We start from the raw sequence: 19,762 nt of genomic DNA, 5'->3' as shown, positions 1-19,762 counted from the left end.
TCACCCCGCCGATACGCAGCTACGCTCGATCTCGCGTTCGCACGCGGCTTCCAGTGAGGCGTCGTTGTAGACCCGCGCAACCGACAGGATAGCCTGGACGATGGTGTTTCGATAATCCGCATCGCCCGAAACCCTGCTTCCCAGCATGTCTAGCGCATCCCCGAGCCGAGTTTCCGGCAAACCGGGTTCGGCAGTATCCACGTTTTCCGGCTCGGTGTCGCCGCGCTCCAGTGTTGCAACGTGCTTGGGATGCCCACTCGTACCCTCCTGGAGCATCGAGTCGACAATTCGTCGCCCGAGTCGCTTCAGATCCGCATGTGCGACCTTCCTCAGGTCCGGCAACCTGACGATGGTCGCTTTCGTCTCGTATGCCGATACCGCCCTGCCGGCGATCACGCCATGTGCGATGATCCAACGCGGCTTGATGGTGTCAACGAGATACGGGAGGATGCTGATCCCTTGCGTCGGTGCCGCGAGCAGTTCGTCCCGCGTATCCGTTGCCACGCCGAAAACGTTGGTCTCCAGGCAGCGGAGCGGCGCGCAGCTCTTCACCAGCACCTCGAGCGCGTTGCGCGAGTGGGCGATTTCGGGCTTTCCGCGCGATCGCCGATAGTCACCGTATTCCGACTGGAAGCGGGCCTTGTCGACCCCGCGACCGTCATTCCAATACGTCCAGAACTCGCTTGCGAGCCTCGTCGCCCGATTGCTGCCGACGATGAACACGCTGCAGTCGAGGGGCGATCCGTCGCATACAAACGGTCGCAGCTGCTCGCCCGGCTTCGCCATCTTGCGGAGCTCGTCCGCGAACTTTTTGAGACTGTCCATAACGCAGTCGTTTTCCTAGTCGAATGAATGCACGTTCATATTTTCTCTCGCCCTCATCACGCTTTTTCGTTCGCCAGCTTCAGCAGCACGCTCGCGTGGCAGCAATCGTCCTCGTATGGCTGCGTGGGTTTCGGGCACCAGCACCCGAGATTCTTCCCGCGGAGCTCGACACGTGCCGCCGCGACGAGCCGCTCATTCAGCGGCGCGAAGCCAAGGTACAGGCTCCAGGCGTGCCGACGATCCCGAACGATGCAACCCGGCAGAAACGGAGCCTCTTTCCCGACGACGAATGGATTACCCCACTTCGTTGTGCGGTCCACCTTGACGGTATTCGGAGGCATGCGCCATCCCTTGGTTCGCTTCAGCTGCACGCGCTCAGGCATACGATTACCCGCTGTCCGTCAATAACCGAGCAGATCGCGAGCCGCGCGCATCGTCGCAGGAATCACGTCATGCTCGACATAGGTCCGGCCGCTGGCTTCGACCGCAGTCGTCGCCACGGTCAGCGTGCCGTCGCCATTAAAAAGCGTCGGCTCAGGTCGATCGTGCTCGTTGATCCATTCGATCAGGCGGGCGACGCGGACGGCTGTCTGGTAGGCGGCGTACCGCTCAATATCGTCCGCGAGCCGCGCTTCCTGCACACAGCGCACGCAGTAGGCTCGCCCCAACGCGATCGCATACGCAAACTGTCCGCCCAGCTTCTCGCGGGCTTCGGGTTCTGGCATGTGGTCAAGCCAGAAGATTCGGTCTTCTGAAATCATGTCAATCCTTCGGACGCCACCCTCGGTTCGGCATCCACACATCGAATTTCCCCGGCTACCTGCTTTCCAGCGCCGGCGCAGCCACAGCCGACGCGTTCTCTTCGGGCCAGATTTCACCGCGGCACCAGTCGATCCTGCAGCTCCGAAGATCACCCATCATTTTCTCGATCATCGCGCCGTAGAACTGCTCGACCGAGTAGCGCGTCTCGAGCGAGGACGGACCCATGAAGTCGATGGCGTGGTGACCCTTGATCGGCGCGAGCAGCAAATCTTCGGCCGCGTTGTGCCGGCCGGGTAACTCGAAGCGCGGTTCCATCAGCGCTTGCGTGTACGCGGTCAGAAGGACTTTCACCACCTCGACGTATCGCATCTCCGGGTGATAGATCGCGCCGAGTACGATGTCGCGAATCCCCTGCCACGTCGGATCGCAGTTTTCCCGCTTGATATAGCGGAACAAGGCCTTCAGCGTTTCGTTCATCAGGATCCTCTAACGTGACCGGTCACCCGGAACTCTATTCCTGCATGTCAGTGGGCTTGCGCAGCCCGCTTCGATTCGCGCATCTTGTGGTCGCCGACGTCGTGCCGCATGCGATCGACGTCTGGCAACGCCAAACGCAAGTAGTGGCGCATCAGTTCCAGCTGACTCCACTCTCCGCCCTGCTTCACCCGCCGCGCCATTGCCCCGAGTACGGACGGGAGTCTTGCCGGGTCGTCGAAATGACGCATGTCCGACTCGACGATCTGGAAAAGCCTCCAGACGGCGAGACTCAACAGCAGACAGACCATGCTCAAACCAATCACCGCCACGACCATGTTCCTTTCCTCTCACTTCCCGTTAAGCCGCCGCGCTGTGCGGAGGCTCGATAAATTCGACATGCCGAAGCTCGCAGAGCCCAATGAAATCGGCCTTGCCGAACGCGTGGATGTATGAGATCCCTCGAGCGCACACCATGAACACTTCCTCTCCCCGATGCAGGGTGTATTGCGTGCGCGCGATGTCCCGAACGGTCCCGACACCAGGCATGTCGTAATCGACGATACAGATGATGCTGGCCTTGCGGGCTACCCGGGCGAGGCGCTCGTAATCGCTCGATCCGGCATACCCAGCAAGCACAAATTCCGGGGGCTGTTGTTCAGTGAGCATCGGAAGGTTTCCTTGGTCAGCCACGGCGATCCCGTCTGAATTCGCGCGGATTGTAGACGGCACGCTTCCAGTCCTGCTCGGCACGCGCACGTGCCTTTCGTCTTTTCCGGATGACATACCCGGCAACAGCGCAGAGAATCGCCGCGATTAAAGCAACGGAATATGGAGTCATGGTCTCTTCTCCGGTGTCACGCTACCGAGCCCGCGGGTCCGCCGGCTGGTGACAGCCTCGTATTCCGCTGCCAGCTGCGAGCGCATCTTGCGAGTCGCCCATCCCGACGAGCCGACGAAGCCGAACGTGAACGCACGCGGCGAGCCAACGAACCATGCCCAAACGGCGCCCGGGCCGTGAAGGTCGCTAACCGGCACCCCCGAGGCGCACTCTCGTTCAAAGGCTTCCGAAGGCTGAATCAAGGCGCAAGCGCCGTTGAACTCTGCCGCTCCAAACTCATAGCGCCGTCGGCCGTGGGCACCGAACACCTGGCGAAGCACCTCGCTCGGATTGCGTAGTGCTGGCTCATCGCGCCTATTGGCAGCCATAGCGGATACGATCCCCAGACGAAATTCCGTTTTCTCAACTTGCTCGGTCATGGTCATTTCCACACGGTATTCCGCATAGCTCCTACTCCAGTCCGGAAATCCCCGGCGATTTGATGCCGTCCTCGTAGAACGCCCGCGCGGCCCCCGAGTAGTAGCCGATCTTGCCGCACAGCCGGCATTTCACGCGGTGCAGGTCGATATCGTCCATGGTTGAGAACTCAACGCGCTCGACGTCGACGACCTCGTTTCCATCCGGGCCAATCGACCGGTTCTCGACGGGCCGCTGCTCGGTGTGTGGGCACGTGTCCTGGTCTCGCGTCAACATCCTGCTCTCTCCCATCCGGCCGATCGTGTCTGTCCGACCAGTTCCTGCATCAGCGCGTAGGTCTTCGGCGCCTGCTTGCCCGCTGCCGTCTCTTCGGCAAAGCGCGCCGCCAGTTCATCCCATCTGGAAACGAGTCGCGACCATTCGGGGGAAACCTCGGCCATCTTCTGCAACTGGTCCTGCGCGCCGGTCGCCTCGAGGAACAACAGGCAGCGCCGCAGATCGTCCGGATCGTGGGGGTACTCCGTTCCGGCGTCCGCCGGCACGCCGTAGATGGCCTTGCACATCGCGTTCGACGACTTGCCGCGCTCGCCCCTGCGCAGCCACATGGAGACAGCAATCAGACCGAGGTTCATCGCGGCGAGATAGTCAGCATGACGCTTTGCCGAAACCGGGAGATCCATCTGACGCAGCTCGTCGAGCGCGGTCGGCTCGCCGATCACGAATGTCGCGCCGATGAGGTCTGCAATAGCCGTCGCCATCAGCGCCTTCTTGCTGAATCCGTGAGTCAGCATCGGGAATGAGGACAGCGGCACGGACCCATAGACGATCCGGCACCCGCAGATCGTCTTGATCGTGAATCCATCATCGCCGACCCCATCGATCCCGCCCAACTGCATCCTGAATTCATCGCTCATCTCGGCACCCCTGCTGTACTCTGTCCATCGGTCAGTCCCGGCAAAGCTTCACCGTACCGGAACGTCGCTTCGTTTCAAGGCTCCGGACGGTCTCACTCCCCGCTCCGGTACCGAACGCGCCGCCACGGCTGGCCTCGTGCGATATCGGCCAGGAGCACGTCGAGATCCCCCACCGACAGTTCGTTGAGAGTCCCGAAAAACGTGGCTTCCCCGTACGGGTTGCCGTAGGTCACGCTGTTCACGTCCGGAGTCAGGAAGTGCCACCGGATGCGAACGCGATCTCCGCGTTTAAGGCTCCAGAGAATCTGTTCCGGAAACGGCAGACCAAGGGCATACCAGTCCTTCTCGTCGATCAGCTTCTCGATATCGGGGCGGCGGATCTGTTCGCCGGCCGCGCGGCGCTCCTCTTCACGCTTCTTGACGCCATCATTCCATGCGTCCTCAAGCTCTTCGCCATCGCGCAGCAGGGTCGGGATCGGCTCGCCGGCGTAGAGGTAGCCCGCGCGTGCGGCGAGCCGGTTTGCTTGGGCCTGGTGGTGGTTGAACGCCGGCGAGCCGATCTCGTCCGCGACGATGCGCAGTCGCATCAGCGCGTACTCGCACCGCGCGTTCAGCGCCAGTGCGAACAAGCTTTCATCCCCTTTCCGTTCGGGATTTTCCAGTGGCCGGGGCATGTCCTCTCCGGAGCGCGCGGCGGGCCGCGCTTACAGATCGACGCCGGTGTTGCCGTTGACCGCCTGGACGATCAGCCGCGCGAGAAGCAGCGCATCCGTCATGTCGGTCACGCCCACATCTACGCTCACCGCTCCAATATGCTCGGCACTCGGGAGCGACGGCGCCTCCGAGATATGGAATGTCACGGCGAAAACGTTGTTCTCGCCGTCCGACCAGTCGAAGCCGAGCAGTTCGCCGCTGCCGTACCGATACGGCATCAGTGAGACTTTCCGGGGCCCGACAGGCAAGCTGATTTCGATGGCCTTACGGATGTCCTCGACAAAACGCTTCGCCTCGGAACTGGGGACCGGATTGTTATCCGGGCCTGCCTCGATCAGGACCTCGCTCTGGACTTCCATGTTCATCCCCGCTTCTCGCGTTATGCGCCAGGATGCAGGGTAGGGAGAGCTCGACCGGGCAACAATCCCGAATGAGCGTCCATCCGGGCACGTTTCGCTCGATTTGCAAGCTCGCTCTCGTCCCCGTCGCGTCCGTTATCATCGTGTGAACCCAACAGACCGGAGGTTGCCGTGTGCTATTCGGCTCAGATTGAGGCGGATTACCGGAAGTACGTGAGGGAATTCGGCGCGGACCTGGACATCGACGAGTTCACTCACCTCTTCTTTGAGCGCGTCCAGGGCAGCAAGGTGCTGGTGCCGAAAGGCGTCGAGGACGCGTTCGCCCATCCGGCGACGGACAAGGAGCGCCAGGCGAAGACTTTCATCGACGAATTTCGTGCGCAGCAGGTGACGAAGCTCGAGCAGGCCATCTTCAAGCAGCGCGAGCGACTGGCCAAGGCAGAGCGCGTGCTGCAAACCAAGGTGACCAAGGCCGCCACCGAAGACAAGCGCATCGCGACCAACAAGATCGACTGGTCACTACGCCAGCTAGAGGATCTTCGCCGCACCACGCCGAAAGACCGCGATTCGCGTATCTTCCCCAGCCACTACGCGCCGGTGATGGTGATGGAGAACGGACGGCGCGTCGTCAAGCCGATGCGGTATCTCTGCCGCATTGCGGGCAAGCCGGCCAATTACGATGTACGCTTCCCCGGGACTTATAACTCGCGGCTCGACAACCTCGAGGGCTTCTGGAAGCCGCTCTTTGGCCACACGCACGGCATCCTCATCGTGGACAAGTTCTTCGAGAACGTGAAGCGTCACAATCTGGAGCACCGGGAACTCGCCGAGGGCGAAGAGGAAGAAAACGTGGTGCTGGAGTTCGCACCGAATCCGCAGCATCGGATGCTTGTTGCCTGCCTGTGGTCGCACTGGTCGAACGGCAAGGATCCTGACCTACTCTCCTTCGCCGCCATCACCGACGAGCCCCCACCCGAGGTGGCGGCCGCCGGCCACAACCGGTGCATCATCCCGATCAAGCCCGAGAACGTCGACGCCTGGCTCAACCCGGATCCGGCGAACCTCGCGGCGCAGTACGCAATTCTTGAAGACCGCGACCGACCCTATTATGAGCACCGACTCGCCGCCTGAACCCGGGGGCCAGCATTCGATTCCGCCTACACGGCGCGGGTAGAATCCGCTCATGGGCGCGTGCGCCGAACCCTTTTCGACGGGATGATGATGACGGTAATAGTTCGGGAAGTGGTGGACGGCTGGCTGATCGCAATGAACGATGAGATCGGCAAACGCGCGGCGCCGGGCGCAGTCTTTCGCATGGGGCGCATGTCGACGGATGGACGGTATCCTGTCGTTGAAACCCTCCAGCCAGGCTGGAGTTCCGGCACTCAGTATTTCATGCCCTTCAAGGACGAGACGGAAGTTCGCGAGTTCCTGTTGGGACTTGGCTTCACAGAGCTGCCTCGCTGGACACCGGGCACGCCGCCACTCTCGTTCGACAAGCCGCACTGAACGCGCCGCGGCCGGGCGCGCGAGCCTCTCACGACCGCAGCAGGCCGGCTACCCGCTTCGGGAACTTCGAGCCTGACCGGTTGGCATCTTCAGCGCACTTATCGGATAGCATCGTGACGGACCTACCTCAGACTGACTTGCCTCAAGCCGACGGCGCCGACCCGGCGTCGGTATTCACCGCGGCGTTGGGCGTGCTGTTCAAGACGCACCCGAACCCCGCCCTTCTCCTTTCCGAGTGGGAGAAGATCGCCTCGCAGATGCCGCTCATGGTCCTAAAAAACGGTTCGCGAGACGTTTCGCACAACGCGAACGTCGTCATAGCGCAGGGGCTTCTGCACATAGCCCGCATGGCGGCTGACGACGGTCGACCGAGCGGCGCGTGACCCACCGGTCGGGCCGCGTGCTCAGGCGTCCGTCCGCCCGGTGGTTGTGCCAGATCCATCCGGGAATTGACGTAAGATCCCCGCTCATTCCTGGCAACTCGCTTTTTCGTGGTCAGTGAAGCTGAACTTCGACCGGTTTGAGGACGTAGTGTTTTTCGACGCCATCCGTCGATCGAATCGAAAACCCGCTCGTCATCATCGCCGATAGCCCCGAGGAGTGTTACGGGTCGCCTCTTGGTGGCCGTCGAAGCTGCCGCGCTCGTAACCCTTGCCGAATCCGACGTACGCCCCTCCGGTCACCGAAATGGCATCGACGATCACCAGAGCTGCAACAGAAACCGTCTGGGGCAATTCAATCTTCTTCACTCGTTCTTCCGTCAAGCTTCCTTGCCGAACCCTAATGCGGCACGGCGGCTGTAGCCCGGATTCTTCACCTTGAGCCAATCGCGAGTCCGCCCACGTGTGTACGGCGACGCCAGCCTCTTTGCAACCATCCCTTCCAGGTCCCGCATGCGCACTTGATCGAAAACCCACTCGCCTGCACCTACAATGCCACTCGCGTGGAGCATCGTCTGGGTGCTCTCAAAAGCATCACGCAAATGGCGAATGCGTTCGGACAGTGGCAACTTGCGAAGATCGTTGCTGCCCAACGCCAGCACGTCGAATACATAGAGCCGCGCCGGATTCTCGCGCATCGCCGCACGAACGCTTATCGCACGCTTCGTGACCGCTCGCCTCTGCAAGCGGTCGAACGACGAGCGCCCTGATTCTTCATCGACGGTAAGCTCCGCATCAATAACGAACTCGCCGCGAACCGCCGCCACTGCCTCCACGATCTCGGGAAACGAGACGTTCAGCGGATTACCCGCCCTACTCACAAGATCGACGGTGCGGCTCGACTTGCGCACAAGGCAACGAAAACCGTCATATTTCAGTTCGAAAAGCCATTCCTCATCGGAGAATGGCTGCTTGCGGACCGTTGCAAGCATCAGGTCGGATGCTTCAATGACGGGCAGCGGCATATTTTCCCTACCAGCCTCTAGTTAGCATAGAGAGCGGCATGACCGCGAAAACCAAAATCGCTATGGGGATAAGCGCCGCAGCGCCGCATGCCGCAAGCTCGGAGGCCATCGTCGCCAGCATTCCATGCTGAATCAGCCAAGTGGTGACCATGGTTTACGTTATCACTTCGTCTATCCGTTGACGCTGGCGACATCGGTCTCTGCATTTCCTTGACAGAAACCGCAGGTGCCGGCGAGCGCGTGCTGCACGATTTCTGCATCGCTCAGCTGTGGGAAACATTTCTCCAACCATTTGCCACGAGTATCGTCGCTCTGAACTTTCACGATCGGGCATCCGCTTTCGCGACACGTCGCGAATATCCACTCTCGAGTGCCATACTCACAACTCGATGATGGGCGCATTCGTTTTCCTTGCTTCACTGGCACTGCTCGTCGTTGAAACGGTACATCCATGCCAGCAGACCAACTGGGGGCCTTCTCAACAATCCTGACCAAATTTCTCTCGCGTCCATGCGCGGTCAGGCCGGGACATTCGCCATCGGCATGCGCCGCAGGAGCGTCGTCGTAAGAGACAGGTAACCGCCTTCAAGGCGCTGCGCGTAGTCCCGCGCCCACTCTGCCGCGATTGGGGACGCCAGCGCCTGCTCGACCTCATCGAGCGTGGCCGCGCCGCCGGCGACGATGCTCAGATTGTGATTGATCGGCAGGATGCCCGGCGGCACGCGCACGGCCTTGGGCGTCTTCGCGATCCGCGGCACGATCAGCGACTCGCGCGACAGATCGAACGTGTGAAAGGACTCCGGCGGCATCCATACCTTGCCCTGCCGGCCGCGTTTGGCCATCAGGTGCATCCGGCTCGCCAGATGCGCCATAACTTCCGGCGCGGGTTCCTCGCCGGGGTACGTGCGGATCGCCCAGCGTGTCGGCGTGCCGAGCTTTCCGTTCTGGATATCGTCCGTATCGACGGCCGGCACCAGGCACTCGGGTGGCAGGCTGCGAGCCGTCGCAGCGTCGACCACGAACACCCCTTCAGTACCGAGCCACGGCGCGATGCGCACGTCCGCGAAGTCACCGAGCAGCTGCATGTCCTCGTAGCGGGACTCATCCACACCCGGATGGATCGGCTTGCCGCTCAGGTTCTGCCCGGCGCCGTCGTCGGATACGAGCACCACGGCCACCGGATGCACGCGCGGCGGCGAGCCGGCGCGGCGCTGTTTTGGCCGGTAGAACGCCGTCTCGGCACTCAGACGTTCCACGTGGGCGAGCGACAGGCGCTGGCCGAGCCGCTCGCGCAGACGGCTCGCTCCTGCGTTGACCATCCACCTGTCCGCCGTCACTAGCCCGATACGGCCCGCCGGGCGCACCGTGCGGCTGCAACGCTCGAGGAAGCTGTGCAGCATGTCGGCCCGCGCGTAGTCCGGCACGTGGCGGCTGTATTCGTTCCGGAGCAGATCGGGCACGTTGGCGGCGCGCAGATACGGCGGGTTGCCGGCCACGATGTCCCACTGGGGCGTCGTCGGCCCGTCCGTCAGGAAATCCCGGTTGTGGACCATGTCGTTGGCCAGCATCGCCGCGCGGGCTGGTGACCAGCCGTGCGAGGCAAGAACGACCGCAACGCGCGATCGCGCATCGACGCACGCCGCCGGGTGAATCTCCCACCCCTCGATCTGGCCTCTCGGATCGAACCCTGCCGGCCTGGCGGCGAGCAGCGCGTCGAGCGCACGCGCGAGGAACATGCCGTCGCCGCAACTCGGATCCACGAGACGGCCGTTCCCGTCCGGCCAGCCGAGGCGGTTGAGCAGGTCATCGACGACGGGGCTGGCGGTGTAGATCGCGGTCCGGACGTGCAGCTCGTCGATCGCGGCTCGCCGCGCGGCGGTTTCTTCGTCTTCGAACAGGAGCAGGCCTTGAGAATTCGCGGATTGGGTTTGATAGCGCATGGGTTTGGTTGTGAAGGGTTCTTGTCTGGAATCAGTCCGGTTGGTCGCCCTCAGGCCGTCACCGCTGCCTTGCGGGTTTTGCCGGCCCGCGACGGCGGCGCGCAAAGGCCGCACACGTAGCCGTGATGCGGATCGTGTGCGTGCATGACAAATTTCCCGCCGCAGCGCGTGCACGGCGCCATCGTGACCAAACCCGAATCGAAGAAGCGCACCAGCGTCCAGGCGCGCGTGAGAGTCAGCACCGCTTCGTCGTTGTCCCGCTCGACGTTTTCCAGGTAGAGCCGGTAACCCTTCACCATCGCCTGGATCGAATCGCAGCGAGCCTCCCGCAGCATGAAGAGGTAGATGTTGTAGAACAGCGAGGAATGGATGTTCGGCTGCCACGTCATGAACCAGTCGGTCGAGAACGGCAGCATGCCTTTCGGTGGCGACTCGCCCTTGATCTCCTTGTAGAGCTTTGTCAGACGCTCGCGCGACAGGCTGGTCTCGGACTCCAGCAGTTGCAACCGCGCACCGAGCTCGATCAGTTCGATCGCCAGGGTGACCTCCCTAACCTCGCCGAGCACGCTCTTTCGGGCCGCGCCGGTGATCGGTCTACGCGTTACCTGACTCACCGCGCCGCCTCGGTCGTTTGATTCGGCGTCACGAGCTCGCCGCCCGCCCCGCCACCGGGGGAAAATGCGTTCCGGGCCGTCGACACGAATTCCCGAATGAGATCGACACGATGCTCGATCAGGCGTGGGGCCATCGAATCGCCATCGCGCACGTCCAGCTTGATGCGACAGATTTCGTTGCGGTCGCGATGCCACTTGATGTCGATCTCCCGCGCAAAGCTGAGCAGCTTGCGCAGCAGGCTCTTTTCGACCTCGTCGATGGTTACCGTTCGTACCGCGCCGGCCGCGACGGTGTGAGCGGAACGATCCCAGTTATCCGCCTGTCCGGACGTCTGGATGCTGGCCACGCCGACCGTCGGCACGTCCGCCGGCCGCCATACCGTCGCACACGCATGGCACTTGTGCGAACGATGCGGCGGGTTATCCCACGCCTTCACGCCATCGCGCGCCGGCTCGGGCGCGTCGACGTGTTGCAGACCACATGCCGGGCAGAACAGCAGCATCGGAATCGGCGGCGCATTCAGATCGCCGTGCTCGAGCGCCGCGATCGCCTTCTCGATTGCTTCCCGCTTTCGCACCGGCACGCTCGTCCAGTCGAGATCCTTGGGGGCTTGCGCGATCGCTTTCGTGTCCATGTCAGCCATTTGTGTTGACCATCCCATTCGGGTTGAAAAACCAGTTCCTACCGGGATCAGGTTGAGAGGCCGGTGGCATCGTCGGACCGAAGCGCCGGTGCATGTACGCAAAGAGCGTCGCCCACTGGCACTTCTTCAGGGGCGTACTGTCGAGGACCGCATCGTCCAGACTGTATCCGTCCCATAGGTCGCGGCATTCGACGAGCCTTCCACCCCACTGATCCACTGTCGTCGAAACGAAGTTCGGGTCAGGCAGGTGGCGAGGCTTGCGAGGTGTATTCTTCGATTCGGTCATTTTCTCTTCGGTCCTGCGAAATAGCTCGCGGGTGATTCGCGGTGGATAGCCCAGGGGAATCCACGGTGTCATCCCATCGTGCCGGACGAAGCGCGGAATTCAAGGTGTCGAGCGTCAATGCGGTACCGGGCCCCATTCCTCACCGAGCACCATATCCGCAAGGAAGTGCTCGATATCGTCGGGAGTGAGATCCTGCGACATGGCTCACGAGGAGTTCGATGCCGTACGGGTTCACGCAGTAGATGTAGTCCTCTTCGGAATAAAGGCCGTGGCCTTCGACGTGAACGGGCTTCCTGTCACGAAGCGTTTCGAGAATCTGTTCCGGAAACGGGAGTTTGAGTGCCGGCCAGTCTTTCGCCGCAATCAGCTTCTTGATGCCCTCGCGTTCGACGACCGCCTGCGCTTCGCGTTGCTCGACCTGCTGGTCATGGATGCCGTGTTCCCATGCCTGGATGAGATCGTCATCGTCCCTCAGTAGATGCGGAATCGGCTCGTCCGCGTAGTGATACCCGGCGCGTCGGGCAAGCTCATACGCCCTGCGTCGGTGCTGGTTGAACGCCGGCGTTCCCACGTCACCCGAGGTCACGTACAGCCACATCAGCGCGGACTCGCACCTTGCGTTCAGCGCCAGCGAGAACAGGCTCTCGTCCTCTTTCCGTTCGGGATTTTCCAGTGGCCGGGGCATGTCCCCTCCGGAGCGCGCGGTGGGCATGTCTGCGCTTACAGATCGACGCCGGTGTTGCCGTTGACCGCCTGGACGATCAGCCGCGCGAGATGAAGCGCATCCGTCATGTCGGTCACGCCCACATCTACGCTCACCGCTCCAATATGCTCGGCACTCGGGAGCGACGGCGCCTCGGCGATATGGAAGGTCACGGCGAAAACGTTGTTCTCGCCGTCAGACCAGTCGAATCCGAGCAGTTCGCCGCTGCCGTACCGATACGGCATCAGCGAGACTTTCCTGGGGCCGACAGGCAAGCTGGCTTCGATGGCCTTGCGGATGTCCTCGGCAAAACGCTTCGCCTCGGAACTGGGGACCGGTTTATTTTCCGGGCCCGCCTCGATCAGGACCTCGCTCTGGACTTCCATGTTCATCACCGCTTCTCGCGTTAAGCACCAGGAAGCAGGGTATGGAGAGCGCGATCGGACAGCAATCCCGAATGAGCGCCCATCCGGGCATGTTTCGCTCGATTACGAGCACCGACTCGCCGCCTGAGCCCGACCAAGGCATCGCATTCGATTCCGCATACGCGGCGATGGCCGCGCAGCCTGCGGACTGAACATCTCCGGATCGAGCTTTCGCAACAGATCGACCAGATCCGGCAGACCATCGGCACACGCGTCGGCCGGTGCGTACCACCTCCGCCTCGTCCTTGAACGGCATGAAGTACTGAGTGCCAGAACTCCAGCCAGGCGTTGGGCGTGCTTTCAAGACGCACCCGAACCCCGCCCTCCTCCTTGCCGAGTGGGAGAAGATCGCCTCGCAGATACCGCTCATGGTCCTCAAAAACGGTGCGCAAGACGTTTCGCACAATGCGAACGTCGTCATCGCGCAAAGGGCTCCTGCACATCGCGCGCTTGGCCGCTGACGACGCGTAGGATCTGTTCCGGAAACGGCAAAAACAGATACCGCCTTTGCCTGTGTTTCGACGAAATGGGGCCACTTCAACACATTTCCGTAGCTGATCAATCATCCTTAGCTGAACAGCTAAACTAGCCGATTTTGCTAAAGCATAGCTTTTGTTGTATCCTATGCTGATCAGCAAAATTACTCATTTCCGCCTAACGCGCAATGGAAAAGTCCGCTCACAGTCAGAAGGCGACCGCCCGCCTCACCTACGAGGCCGAGGTTGCGGAGGAGCTCTGCGCCGCTCTCGCAGAGGCCACAGACGGGCAGATCGTTACCCGGCAGGCCGAACATCTGACCGGAGACGGACTGCGGCTCGACCGCCTGATCACGCTTCTTGCCGGAGGCAAATCGGCCGATATCGCCGTGGAAACGCTTCGCCACGCCTATCCGCGGGATATCCGGGAGGCAGTGTGGAAGCTCGACGAATACAAGCTCGCCTCCGAGCGCCAGCAGGATTTGATCACCCTGGTTGCCGCTGAGTCGCTGAGCCCTGGCGCAAGGGATTTGCTCCGAAAGCGCGGGATCGGCTATTTCGAGAGGAATGGCAACCTGTTTCTGCGTTGGCGCAATTGGTTCATCAACATTGAACGCCCAGAGCAGGCGTCGGCAAGGAAGGAAGCCACCGCTCTGTTCACCGACTCGCGCGAAATGGTAGTTCACGCGCTGCTGGTGCACCGAAACGAATGGCTTACCGGGGGCGAACTCGCCTATATGACTCAGAGCTCGTCCTATACGTGCTCCGTGGTGCTGCAGGAATTGGAGCGGCGTGAATGGTGCGAGTCCAGCGGGGCTGGCCGCACCCTTCGACGGCGGCTGACGAAGCCGAGGCAGCTGCTGGACGCTTGGGCCGAGCACTGGACAAAGCGCAAGGAGCAACGCACCCGCTGGTACTTATTCGCGGATCGCCCCGAGTTGCTGCTCACGCACTTGACGTACAAGATCGACAAGGGCGGGTTCTCGTTCGACTTGGCATTCACTGGCACGGCCGCCGCCAACGTCTACGCTCCATTGCTTACCAGCGTTGATACCGCCGAGATCATTATCCCGCCGGGGCACGCAGAGCAGCTTGCGAAGACGCTGCAACTCAAGCCGGCCGACAAGGGCGCAAACGTCACCCTGGTCGAGCGCAGCGGCGCGAGCCTATTGTTTCGCGACGTACATCCCGAGTACCCGTCTTATTTCGCCAGCCCCTTCATCCTCTACCTCGACCTGCTCGACGGACGCGGCAGAAACAAGGAACTGGCCCAACACGTTCTCGAACGACTGGAGCTATAAATGGCCAATGGCGCCAAACCGACCAACGCCGCAGGCTACGATGCCGACGTTACAGCCGCATGCGAGCGCACCCTGCTCACCCTGCTTGGCGCATTCGGCGGCCTCAAGAACACGCTGCGTCTCGTGGGCGGTCTGGTGCCACGGTACCTTACGCCTGAAGTGCCGCCGAACGTGCCCGCACACGCTGGAACGTCTGACGTCGACGTCGTCCTCAACATTCAGGTTATCGCCCAGGGCGATGGCTACGCCGCGTTGGCCGACCAGCTTGCCGCGCGCGGATTCGAGCGCCACGTCAATGGTGTGGGTAGTGCGTCTTCGTGGCGGTGGAAGCGGCGGGTAGACGAGCATATGTTTGTGCTCGTTGAGTTCCTTCGCGACGCTGGCGATGCGCAGCCCGGGAGAGCGGTGAACGTCGACGGTGAACGCGTCTCCGCGCTAGCCGTGAAGTACGCCGGCATCGTGCACGATTGGTTTCAGGAACGCGAGGTCACGGGCCACTTGTTGGACGGCGGAGGTATCTCTACTGAGGTGGTTCGCTTCGCCGACGTGCCTGCCTTCGTCATTCTGAAGGCCTTGGCGCTGGACGACCGTATGGAAAACAAGGATGCCGCCGACCTCATCCACGTGCTGCGGTATGCGGGAACAATCGACGAGGTTGGCGAACTGTTCGTGCAGCGGGCGCTGTCGCAGGCTCACCCCGGCGCGATCGAAGCGGGACTCTCGGCCTTGCACCGCCGCTTCTGCGATGACGAACATGGCGAGGGATACGAAAAGGCTGGAGCAGTAGCCTATGCAAAGTTCCACTACCAGGCCGACGATGATGCCTTGGTGCGAGACCAGCGCTTCGCGTCGGGTCTTGTTCAAGCGCTCCTAGACGACTTCAACGCCAAGCTCACGGAGCGTCGGCCAAAGACTTGAAGCCATTCACTTTCTACTGGGAATCGCCCGCACCTGGCGGGCGACGCCGGAGACCGACTACCCGCACGCGGCAGGCGGCGTGTTAGGCGTAGCCGCGGAACTTGACGCGCGAGACTTTCGGCAGGCTCAGGTGGTCGCGTTCAAACTTCGTGCGTACCTCTTTCGCGCTGTTGCCGGTCGCGTAGTGGTAGACACCATCGGCGAGGAGGATTCGGAAGTATTTCATCGTTGTGCCCAGGTGCATTAGGAACTCGTTGCGCAGTCGACCTACTGCGTAGACAGAAACGTAGCCTAACCAGTAGTCGCCAGCCATGACGCCTTCAGCGGCGCGTGCGGTCTGAATTGACTATACCGACACCGCACGCTGTCTCAAGCCATCGCAAGACCTGAGCCTGCTTGCCCGGGTATAGGGGGTTCCGTTCGGGAAGTGCCGGGGGATAACGAGAGGCAGTTTCACTGCCCGACTGCTTGGTCAAGGAGCAGTCCGGCCTCCAGTTGGAAGATTCCAATCGGGAACGAGGCGGGAGCCAGCACGGCTTGCTGGCATCCCGGTATGAGGCTCCAGGTGTGAGCGAGTCAGGCTACTGATGGACGATGGCGAGGACGGCCTCGAGATCCTCGATCTCTAGAGCGCAACATGGGGGCCGTCCTGAACCCGGGCGGCGCGTGACCAACGGCCGGGCGGCGCGCTCAAGCGTGCTCGCCGTCCATCGGCCCAGTAGTGCCGGACCCCGCCAGCGCCTTCGGGTAGTGCTCGCGGATATAGGCGCTCGCTTCCTCGGCCGTCTCGAATGTCGCGAGAATCCGCATCTCTTCGTCGGGCCGCTGCGGCATCAACACGACGCTCGGCTTTAGGTCGAGGTAAAACGTCGGACGCTCTGGGTAGTTCAACCATTCCGCCAGCTTTTCGGCCGCCAGCGCGCAAGCCTTGTCGTAGTCCTCGGCGATTCCAAGGGACGATGACCGGTCCCACGCGCCGCCGTGCAGGCATCGGACTTCAATGCTTCCGTCAGATCGCGTCACGCCGAAAGGATGATCCCACCAGGCATCCAGTTCCTCTTTGGTGCGATCCTCGTTTGGCGTGTCATCGAAGCCGCGCGGTAGCTTCGGATCAAGCGGGATTCGGGCGGGCATGAACGCTCCTCGGACGGGTTGGAACGTCTATTGTGCCCGATCAGCGCGAGCGGCCGTGCGCCCACCATTATGTCGGGTCCAAGCTGAGCTTGCTGCGGCAGGTGCCAGAAGCGGCTTTAGCAGGCATGAAGTTCCTCGGCACGATCGCGCCTTGAGAAAATTGGGGTATCCGTTATTAGGTGGTTGATGCGGCATACTGCATCGCAACAATTAACCACCAGCTTGTGCGGTCGGCCCGACCGGCGCCGATCGAACCTGAGTCGCCCACTGGAGCCGCCGCGCTGGCTACGGCCGTTGTGCGAGCTACAACCGCCACTGACGCAAGTTGAGTCGGTCGTTCCGTATTCGGCGTTGTCGCCGGTTCCGCATCCCGTCTGTCTGTTGCTCCTGACGGGTGAGCGCTCCTGAAGCGGCTGACTGTACCGAGACTTCCTGGTGGTTCGGGTCCTCTTGCGTCATGCGCCCGGCCGACGCTGCAACGGCCAACCGCCCCGCGAACCGCGAGTTTGTTGGCGCCGCGCAGGGACCCCCGCATAGCAGGTCTACGGTGCAATCAGCAACACACCGTTTCAATGATCATCTACCGCAGGCGATATCTACTACGGTTGCGCGATTCCCAATGCGTCTCGAAACGCGGGGTTTATCGCAAACTGTGCATTATCCCCCTGCTTCTGCGCTCGAGCAGTGAGGATTTTAGAGTCGTAATTTACGTCGAAAATGTACTGCACTTCTCCGTCGACAAGCAGACCTAGAACACCATAGTAAATCAGGAAGGAGAACACTTTACTCGTAGCGTCGGGCCTAACACCTACTGACAGAAGTGTTTCCTCGATTTCAGAACGGCTCGCAACCGGTTTATGATCGAGAAATCCATAAAGAACGTCCGGAGTATCGGGGAACACGTCCGATAATTCGTGATCCAGTTCGATTAGCAAATCTTGCGAATAAGCTTTGATCCCTTTTTCGATATCGGACTCCTCAATCCGGCTGTGTAGGAAATTGTTTGCGAATCCTTTACTATGAGAAAATATTTTCAACAAGTTTCGCGGCCGCATCAAAGAGCGCTCTATCATATAGGCGGATGTTTCCTCTCCCCGGTAATGGGAGATACACACCTGTCGCCAGATCTTCTCAAAATCGCGCTCACCGCCCGCCGCCTTGATATTCGCGACCAGCCTAAGCCTCAACATTTCTCTCAGCATGTCGGGATCGGTCCAATCCAACACTGCGCGCATGTCTTTTCCGTAGTCCGCGCTCCCCTTCATCAACAATTCATACACATCATTGCGGATGAATATTAGGCACGAGAGGCGTTGCTCGTGCTTGCGCATCTCACGCTCCAATTTACGCCCGGCTTCTACTAGGCAACGAAGAACAATGGTATCTATAACATCGACACCAGAGGTATTCCAGCCCTTGTCAAGATTGTCAAACAATATCCAGACCGATTGCTTTTCATCCAGATAATCGGACAGACTCTGCCGTAGCGCCCTGATATCATGCGAATATACTAAAGAAGTGACGTCCTCGACCGAGAGTCTGGTGTCCGATTTATCGCCGTAGCGTGATCGATATTCAAGCGCAATTCGATTCGACAACGTGAGGAGGCGCTCGGAAAAGTCCCCCTCTGTCGAAAAGCTCTCAACCTTATATGCTGCTTCCAATCGAACATATTTGTCGAACAAATCGTGATTGTGCTTGTGTATGACGCGGTCTTTTTCTAATACCTTGTAGGCGACTTCTAGCAGAAGCAAATATTCCCAGAACGCAGTAATAAGGTGCTGGCGCGACCCTTCTGTCAGATATGTAAGAAGATCTTCTTTGAGTTTAATGAGCTGATATCCTTCGGGTTTCAAGTCGACCATTACGTTACGTTTGTCGCTCCTGATTCTGTCCCGAAGTTGTAAAAACAGTGCCGTTTTGCCCGATCCTTTTCGACCTACTACTAAGTTCACTTCTCCTCGAAGCGCTCGATTAAACTGATCGGTCTGCATGTAATAGTCTGACAGAGTGGTCATCTCGTTTTCCGCGGTCGGATCACCAAATGTCAGATTTTGAAGAGATCTGTCCGCCCCTCTTGCCGGGGGTTCGACTTGTTGAAGATAGTCCGTCACATCCAAGACCAAGCCGGCGATGTGTTCCGCAATATCGTCTGGGTGGCCATAAGTTTTCACATCGTCCCGGACATCCAGTGGCGAGGTAAAATCAGAGGGCGCTAAGATCAGCGTCGGGCGCTCCATGCCATGCGCGAGTCCCGCAACGAACATCGTTCGAACATTGTGGATCTGCGCCCAATCCTTGTCCTCCCGTTCGAAGGAGACGAGTACCCCGGCCGATGAGGCCACTTGCTTGATAGCATCAACGGCCGAAAGGCGCGAGTCTTCTGTGGGATTAAAGCTTCTGTATTTATAGCGCGCTTTCTTTAGGCGCGAGGTCATCATGGTTGCTGCAGCGCCCTTCAGCGGGGGCTCTACGACATATGCCGGCGCCTTCGTATCGATTGGGTTCTGAATCGACAGAGGGATTTCTCCTATCTCTCCCGTCAAACGGTGCGCCAAAGACTCATCGTCTTCGTACTCGGAGAACCCGAGCGTGTCGAAAATCCCAATTCGCTTTGCAATATCGCGGTCGCCCTTTGTCTTCGAATGCCTGATTAAGAAAACCCTTTTTGATTTTCCGATCGCGTAACCAATTTCATAAACCACGTTGAGGTTTAGATAGGTGATATCAGCGACAATGAAAGCTGATTCGTCTATTTTCTCAATGATGGGGGAAATCAATGGTGTGCCCGCGATATCATTGAATTCCCATCGCTCATACCTGACGTCTTGCGTTTTTGCCGTCACTTTCTTTACGGCACTGCGCAAAATCCCCAGCAGAGACTGGTCTTTGGAAGGATAGGCAACGAAGGCAAGCTTGGTCATTTATTACGCCGCTGTAGTCGCGAGATTGTTCATATCATCTCACAACGGATGCTGTCCGACCGGTCGCGCGATTGGTCAGAGAGTCTCCGGCAGCCGAATGGCCGTGTGCTGGTTGCGTATTCCACGCAAAACGAACATCCATTCCAGGCTAAAGCGAACGCCGATTCCACGGCAAAG

29 protein-coding genes are annotated in these 19,762 nt (G+C 60.4%); 6 read left to right on the top strand and 23 right to left on the bottom strand.

The genetic code is table 11. The annotated features are described in order from the left end of the window. The 12 genes from CJU94_RS37525 to CJU94_RS37470 all read right to left on the bottom strand — a co-directional run bounded on the left by CJU94_RS37525 (nt 1) and on the right by CJU94_RS37470 (nt 5,312). Nucleotides 1–825 (bottom strand): hypothetical protein, encoded by an 825-nt coding sequence (locus CJU94_RS37525; protein ID WP_095423636.1) that lies wholly within the window; start codon nt 823–825, stop codon nt 1–3. 56 nt (nt 826–881) lie between these two features. Then, on the bottom strand, nt 882–1,208 hold the full coding sequence (locus tag CJU94_RS37520; protein ID WP_095423635.1) for a DUF4326 domain-containing protein: 327 nt from the start codon (nt 1,206–1,208) through the stop codon (nt 882–884). An 18-nt stretch (nt 1,209–1,226) separates the two neighbouring features. Then, on the bottom strand, nt 1,227–1,550 hold the full coding sequence (locus tag CJU94_RS37515) for a hypothetical protein (protein ID WP_244221167.1): 324 nt from the start codon (nt 1,548–1,550) through the stop codon (nt 1,227–1,229). Nucleotides 1,551–1,641: 91 nt separating this feature from the next. Then, nucleotides 1,642–2,064, bottom strand: coding sequence for a hypothetical protein (locus tag CJU94_RS37510; RefSeq protein ID WP_095423634.1), 423 nt, complete (start codon nt 2,062–2,064; stop codon nt 1,642–1,644). A 47-nt stretch (nt 2,065–2,111) separates the two neighbouring features. After that, nucleotides 2,112–2,399: a hypothetical protein gene (locus CJU94_RS37505; RefSeq protein ID WP_095423633.1), complete on the bottom strand. Its 288-nt coding sequence runs from the start codon at nt 2,397–2,399 to the stop codon at nt 2,112–2,114. Nucleotides 2,400–2,421: 22 nt separating this feature from the next. Beyond that, nucleotides 2,422–2,730 carry a hypothetical protein gene (locus CJU94_RS37500; protein WP_095423632.1) on the bottom strand — a complete coding sequence of 103 codons (309 nt, stop codon included), beginning with the start codon at nt 2,728–2,730 and terminating at the stop codon, nt 2,422–2,424. A 16-nt stretch (nt 2,731–2,746) separates the two neighbouring features. Continuing rightward, nucleotides 2,747–2,902, bottom strand: a complete 156-nt coding sequence (locus CJU94_RS42650; protein ID WP_095423631.1) for a hypothetical protein — start codon at nt 2,900–2,902, stop codon at nt 2,747–2,749. Then, nucleotides 2,899–3,321 (bottom strand): hypothetical protein, encoded by a 423-nt coding sequence (locus CJU94_RS37490; RefSeq protein WP_157763888.1) that lies wholly within the window; start codon nt 3,319–3,321, stop codon nt 2,899–2,901. The genes CJU94_RS42650 and CJU94_RS37490 overlap by 4 nt, the downstream gene beginning before the upstream one ends. 31 nt (nt 3,322–3,352) lie before the next feature. Further along, nucleotides 3,353–3,595: a hypothetical protein gene (locus CJU94_RS37485; RefSeq protein WP_157763887.1), complete on the bottom strand. Its 243-nt coding sequence runs from the start codon at nt 3,593–3,595 to the stop codon at nt 3,353–3,355. Beyond that, nucleotides 3,589–4,233, bottom strand: a complete 645-nt coding sequence (locus tag CJU94_RS37480; protein ID WP_095423628.1) for a hypothetical protein — start codon at nt 4,231–4,233, stop codon at nt 3,589–3,591. The genes CJU94_RS37485 and CJU94_RS37480 overlap by 7 nt, the downstream gene beginning before the upstream one ends. A gap of 92 nt (nt 4,234–4,325) precedes the next feature. Beyond that, the gene (locus tag CJU94_RS37475) at nt 4,326–4,907 is read right to left on the bottom strand and encodes a hypothetical protein (RefSeq protein WP_095423627.1); all 582 of its coding nucleotides are present in this window, start codon (nt 4,905–4,907) and stop codon (nt 4,326–4,328) included. Nucleotides 4,908–4,937: 30 nt separating this feature from the next. Then, nucleotides 4,938–5,312 (bottom strand): hypothetical protein, encoded by a 375-nt coding sequence (locus tag CJU94_RS37470; RefSeq protein ID WP_095423626.1) that lies wholly within the window; start codon nt 5,310–5,312, stop codon nt 4,938–4,940. Nucleotides 5,313–5,477: 165 nt separating this feature from the next. Here CJU94_RS37470 and CJU94_RS37465 point away from each other — a divergent pair, with 165 nt between their 5' ends. From CJU94_RS37465 to CJU94_RS37455, 3 genes are all read left to right on the top strand, one after another. Next, nucleotides 5,478–6,437, top strand: coding sequence for an SOS response-associated peptidase family protein (locus tag CJU94_RS37465; protein ID WP_095423625.1), 960 nt, complete (start codon nt 5,478–5,480; stop codon nt 6,435–6,437). 135 nt (nt 6,438–6,572) lie between these two features. Next, nucleotides 6,573–6,815, top strand: a complete 243-nt coding sequence (locus CJU94_RS37460; RefSeq protein ID WP_244221166.1) for a hypothetical protein — start codon at nt 6,573–6,575, stop codon at nt 6,813–6,815. 137 nt (nt 6,816–6,952) lie between these two features. Then, entirely contained in the window at nt 6,953–7,198 is a 246-nt protein-coding gene (locus tag CJU94_RS37455) for a hypothetical protein (protein ID WP_157763886.1), read from the top strand. Nucleotides 7,199–7,393: 195 nt separating this feature from the next. Here the strand turns inward: CJU94_RS37455 and CJU94_RS41160 are convergent, their stop codons facing one another. From CJU94_RS41160 to CJU94_RS37420, 8 genes are all read right to left on the bottom strand, one after another. Then, nucleotides 7,394–7,564, bottom strand: coding sequence for a hypothetical protein (locus CJU94_RS41160; RefSeq protein WP_157763885.1), 171 nt, complete (start codon nt 7,562–7,564; stop codon nt 7,394–7,396). 11 nt (nt 7,565–7,575) lie between these two features. After that, on the bottom strand, nt 7,576–8,220 hold the full coding sequence (locus CJU94_RS37450) for an ATP-dependent DNA ligase (protein ID WP_244221165.1): 645 nt from the start codon (nt 8,218–8,220) through the stop codon (nt 7,576–7,578). A 518-nt stretch (nt 8,221–8,738) separates the two neighbouring features. Next, nucleotides 8,739–10,160, bottom strand: a complete 1,422-nt coding sequence (locus CJU94_RS37445; protein WP_095423622.1) for an Eco57I restriction-modification methylase domain-containing protein — start codon at nt 10,158–10,160, stop codon at nt 8,739–8,741. Between the two features lie 50 nt (nt 10,161–10,210). Beyond that, nucleotides 10,211–10,750 (bottom strand): flagellar transcriptional regulator FlhC, encoded by a 540-nt coding sequence (gene flhC, locus CJU94_RS37440; RefSeq protein ID WP_095423793.1) that lies wholly within the window; start codon nt 10,748–10,750, stop codon nt 10,211–10,213. 20 nt (nt 10,751–10,770) lie between these two features. Next, complete coding sequence (locus CJU94_RS37435; RefSeq protein WP_095423621.1) at nt 10,771–11,409, bottom strand: hypothetical protein; 639 nt, start codon at nt 11,407–11,409, stop codon at nt 10,771–10,773. A gap of 1 nt (nt 11,410) precedes the next feature. Continuing rightward, a complete protein-coding gene (locus tag CJU94_RS37430; protein WP_095423620.1) occupies nt 11,411–11,704 on the bottom strand; it encodes a hypothetical protein in 294 nt (97 codons plus the stop codon). Between the two features lie 139 nt (nt 11,705–11,843). Continuing rightward, nucleotides 11,844–12,416 carry a hypothetical protein gene (locus CJU94_RS37425; protein WP_157763884.1) on the bottom strand — a complete coding sequence of 191 codons (573 nt, stop codon included), beginning with the start codon at nt 12,414–12,416 and terminating at the stop codon, nt 11,844–11,846. Between the two features lie 8 nt (nt 12,417–12,424). After that, nucleotides 12,425–12,799 carry a hypothetical protein gene (locus CJU94_RS37420; RefSeq protein WP_095423618.1) on the bottom strand — a complete coding sequence of 125 codons (375 nt, stop codon included), beginning with the start codon at nt 12,797–12,799 and terminating at the stop codon, nt 12,425–12,427. A gap of 35 nt (nt 12,800–12,834) precedes the next feature. Here CJU94_RS37420 and CJU94_RS41155 point away from each other — a divergent pair, with 35 nt between their 5' ends. The 3 genes from CJU94_RS41155 (at nt 12,835) to CJU94_RS37405 (ending at nt 15,527) form a co-directional block, all read left to right on the top strand. Then, on the top strand, nt 12,835–12,984 hold the full coding sequence (locus CJU94_RS41155; protein ID WP_157763883.1) for a hypothetical protein: 150 nt from the start codon (nt 12,835–12,837) through the stop codon (nt 12,982–12,984). Between the two features lie 512 nt (nt 12,985–13,496). Continuing rightward, on the top strand, nt 13,497–14,609 hold the full coding sequence (locus CJU94_RS37410; RefSeq protein WP_095423616.1) for a type IV toxin-antitoxin system AbiEi family antitoxin: 1,113 nt from the start codon (nt 13,497–13,499) through the stop codon (nt 14,607–14,609). Then, the gene (locus CJU94_RS37405; protein ID WP_095423615.1) at nt 14,610–15,527 is read left to right on the top strand and encodes a hypothetical protein; all 918 of its coding nucleotides are present in this window, start codon (nt 14,610–14,612) and stop codon (nt 15,525–15,527) included. Between the two features lie 82 nt (nt 15,528–15,609). Here CJU94_RS37405 and CJU94_RS41150 read toward each other — a convergent pair whose 3' ends face one another. The 3 genes from CJU94_RS41150 to CJU94_RS37395 form a co-directional block, all read right to left on the bottom strand. Continuing rightward, nucleotides 15,610–15,840 carry a hypothetical protein gene (locus CJU94_RS41150; RefSeq protein ID WP_157763882.1) on the bottom strand — a complete coding sequence of 77 codons (231 nt, stop codon included), beginning with the start codon at nt 15,838–15,840 and terminating at the stop codon, nt 15,610–15,612. A gap of 377 nt (nt 15,841–16,217) precedes the next feature. Next, nucleotides 16,218–16,661, bottom strand: coding sequence for a hypothetical protein (locus tag CJU94_RS37400; protein ID WP_208645442.1), 444 nt, complete (start codon nt 16,659–16,661; stop codon nt 16,218–16,220). A gap of 599 nt (nt 16,662–17,260) precedes the next feature. Further along, nucleotides 17,261–19,585 (bottom strand): P-loop ATPase, Sll1717 family, encoded by a 2,325-nt coding sequence (locus CJU94_RS37395; protein ID WP_095423614.1) that lies wholly within the window; start codon nt 19,583–19,585, stop codon nt 17,261–17,263. Nucleotides 19,586–19,762 lie beyond the last annotated feature (177 nt).

It is taken from the genome of Paraburkholderia aromaticivorans, assembly GCF_002278075.1.
Classification (GTDB): Bacteria; Pseudomonadota; Gammaproteobacteria; order Burkholderiales; family Burkholderiaceae; genus Paraburkholderia; species Paraburkholderia aromaticivorans.
The sequence above is the reverse complement of the archived record's forward strand: the minus strand, read 5'-3'. Positions and strand labels throughout refer to the sequence as shown.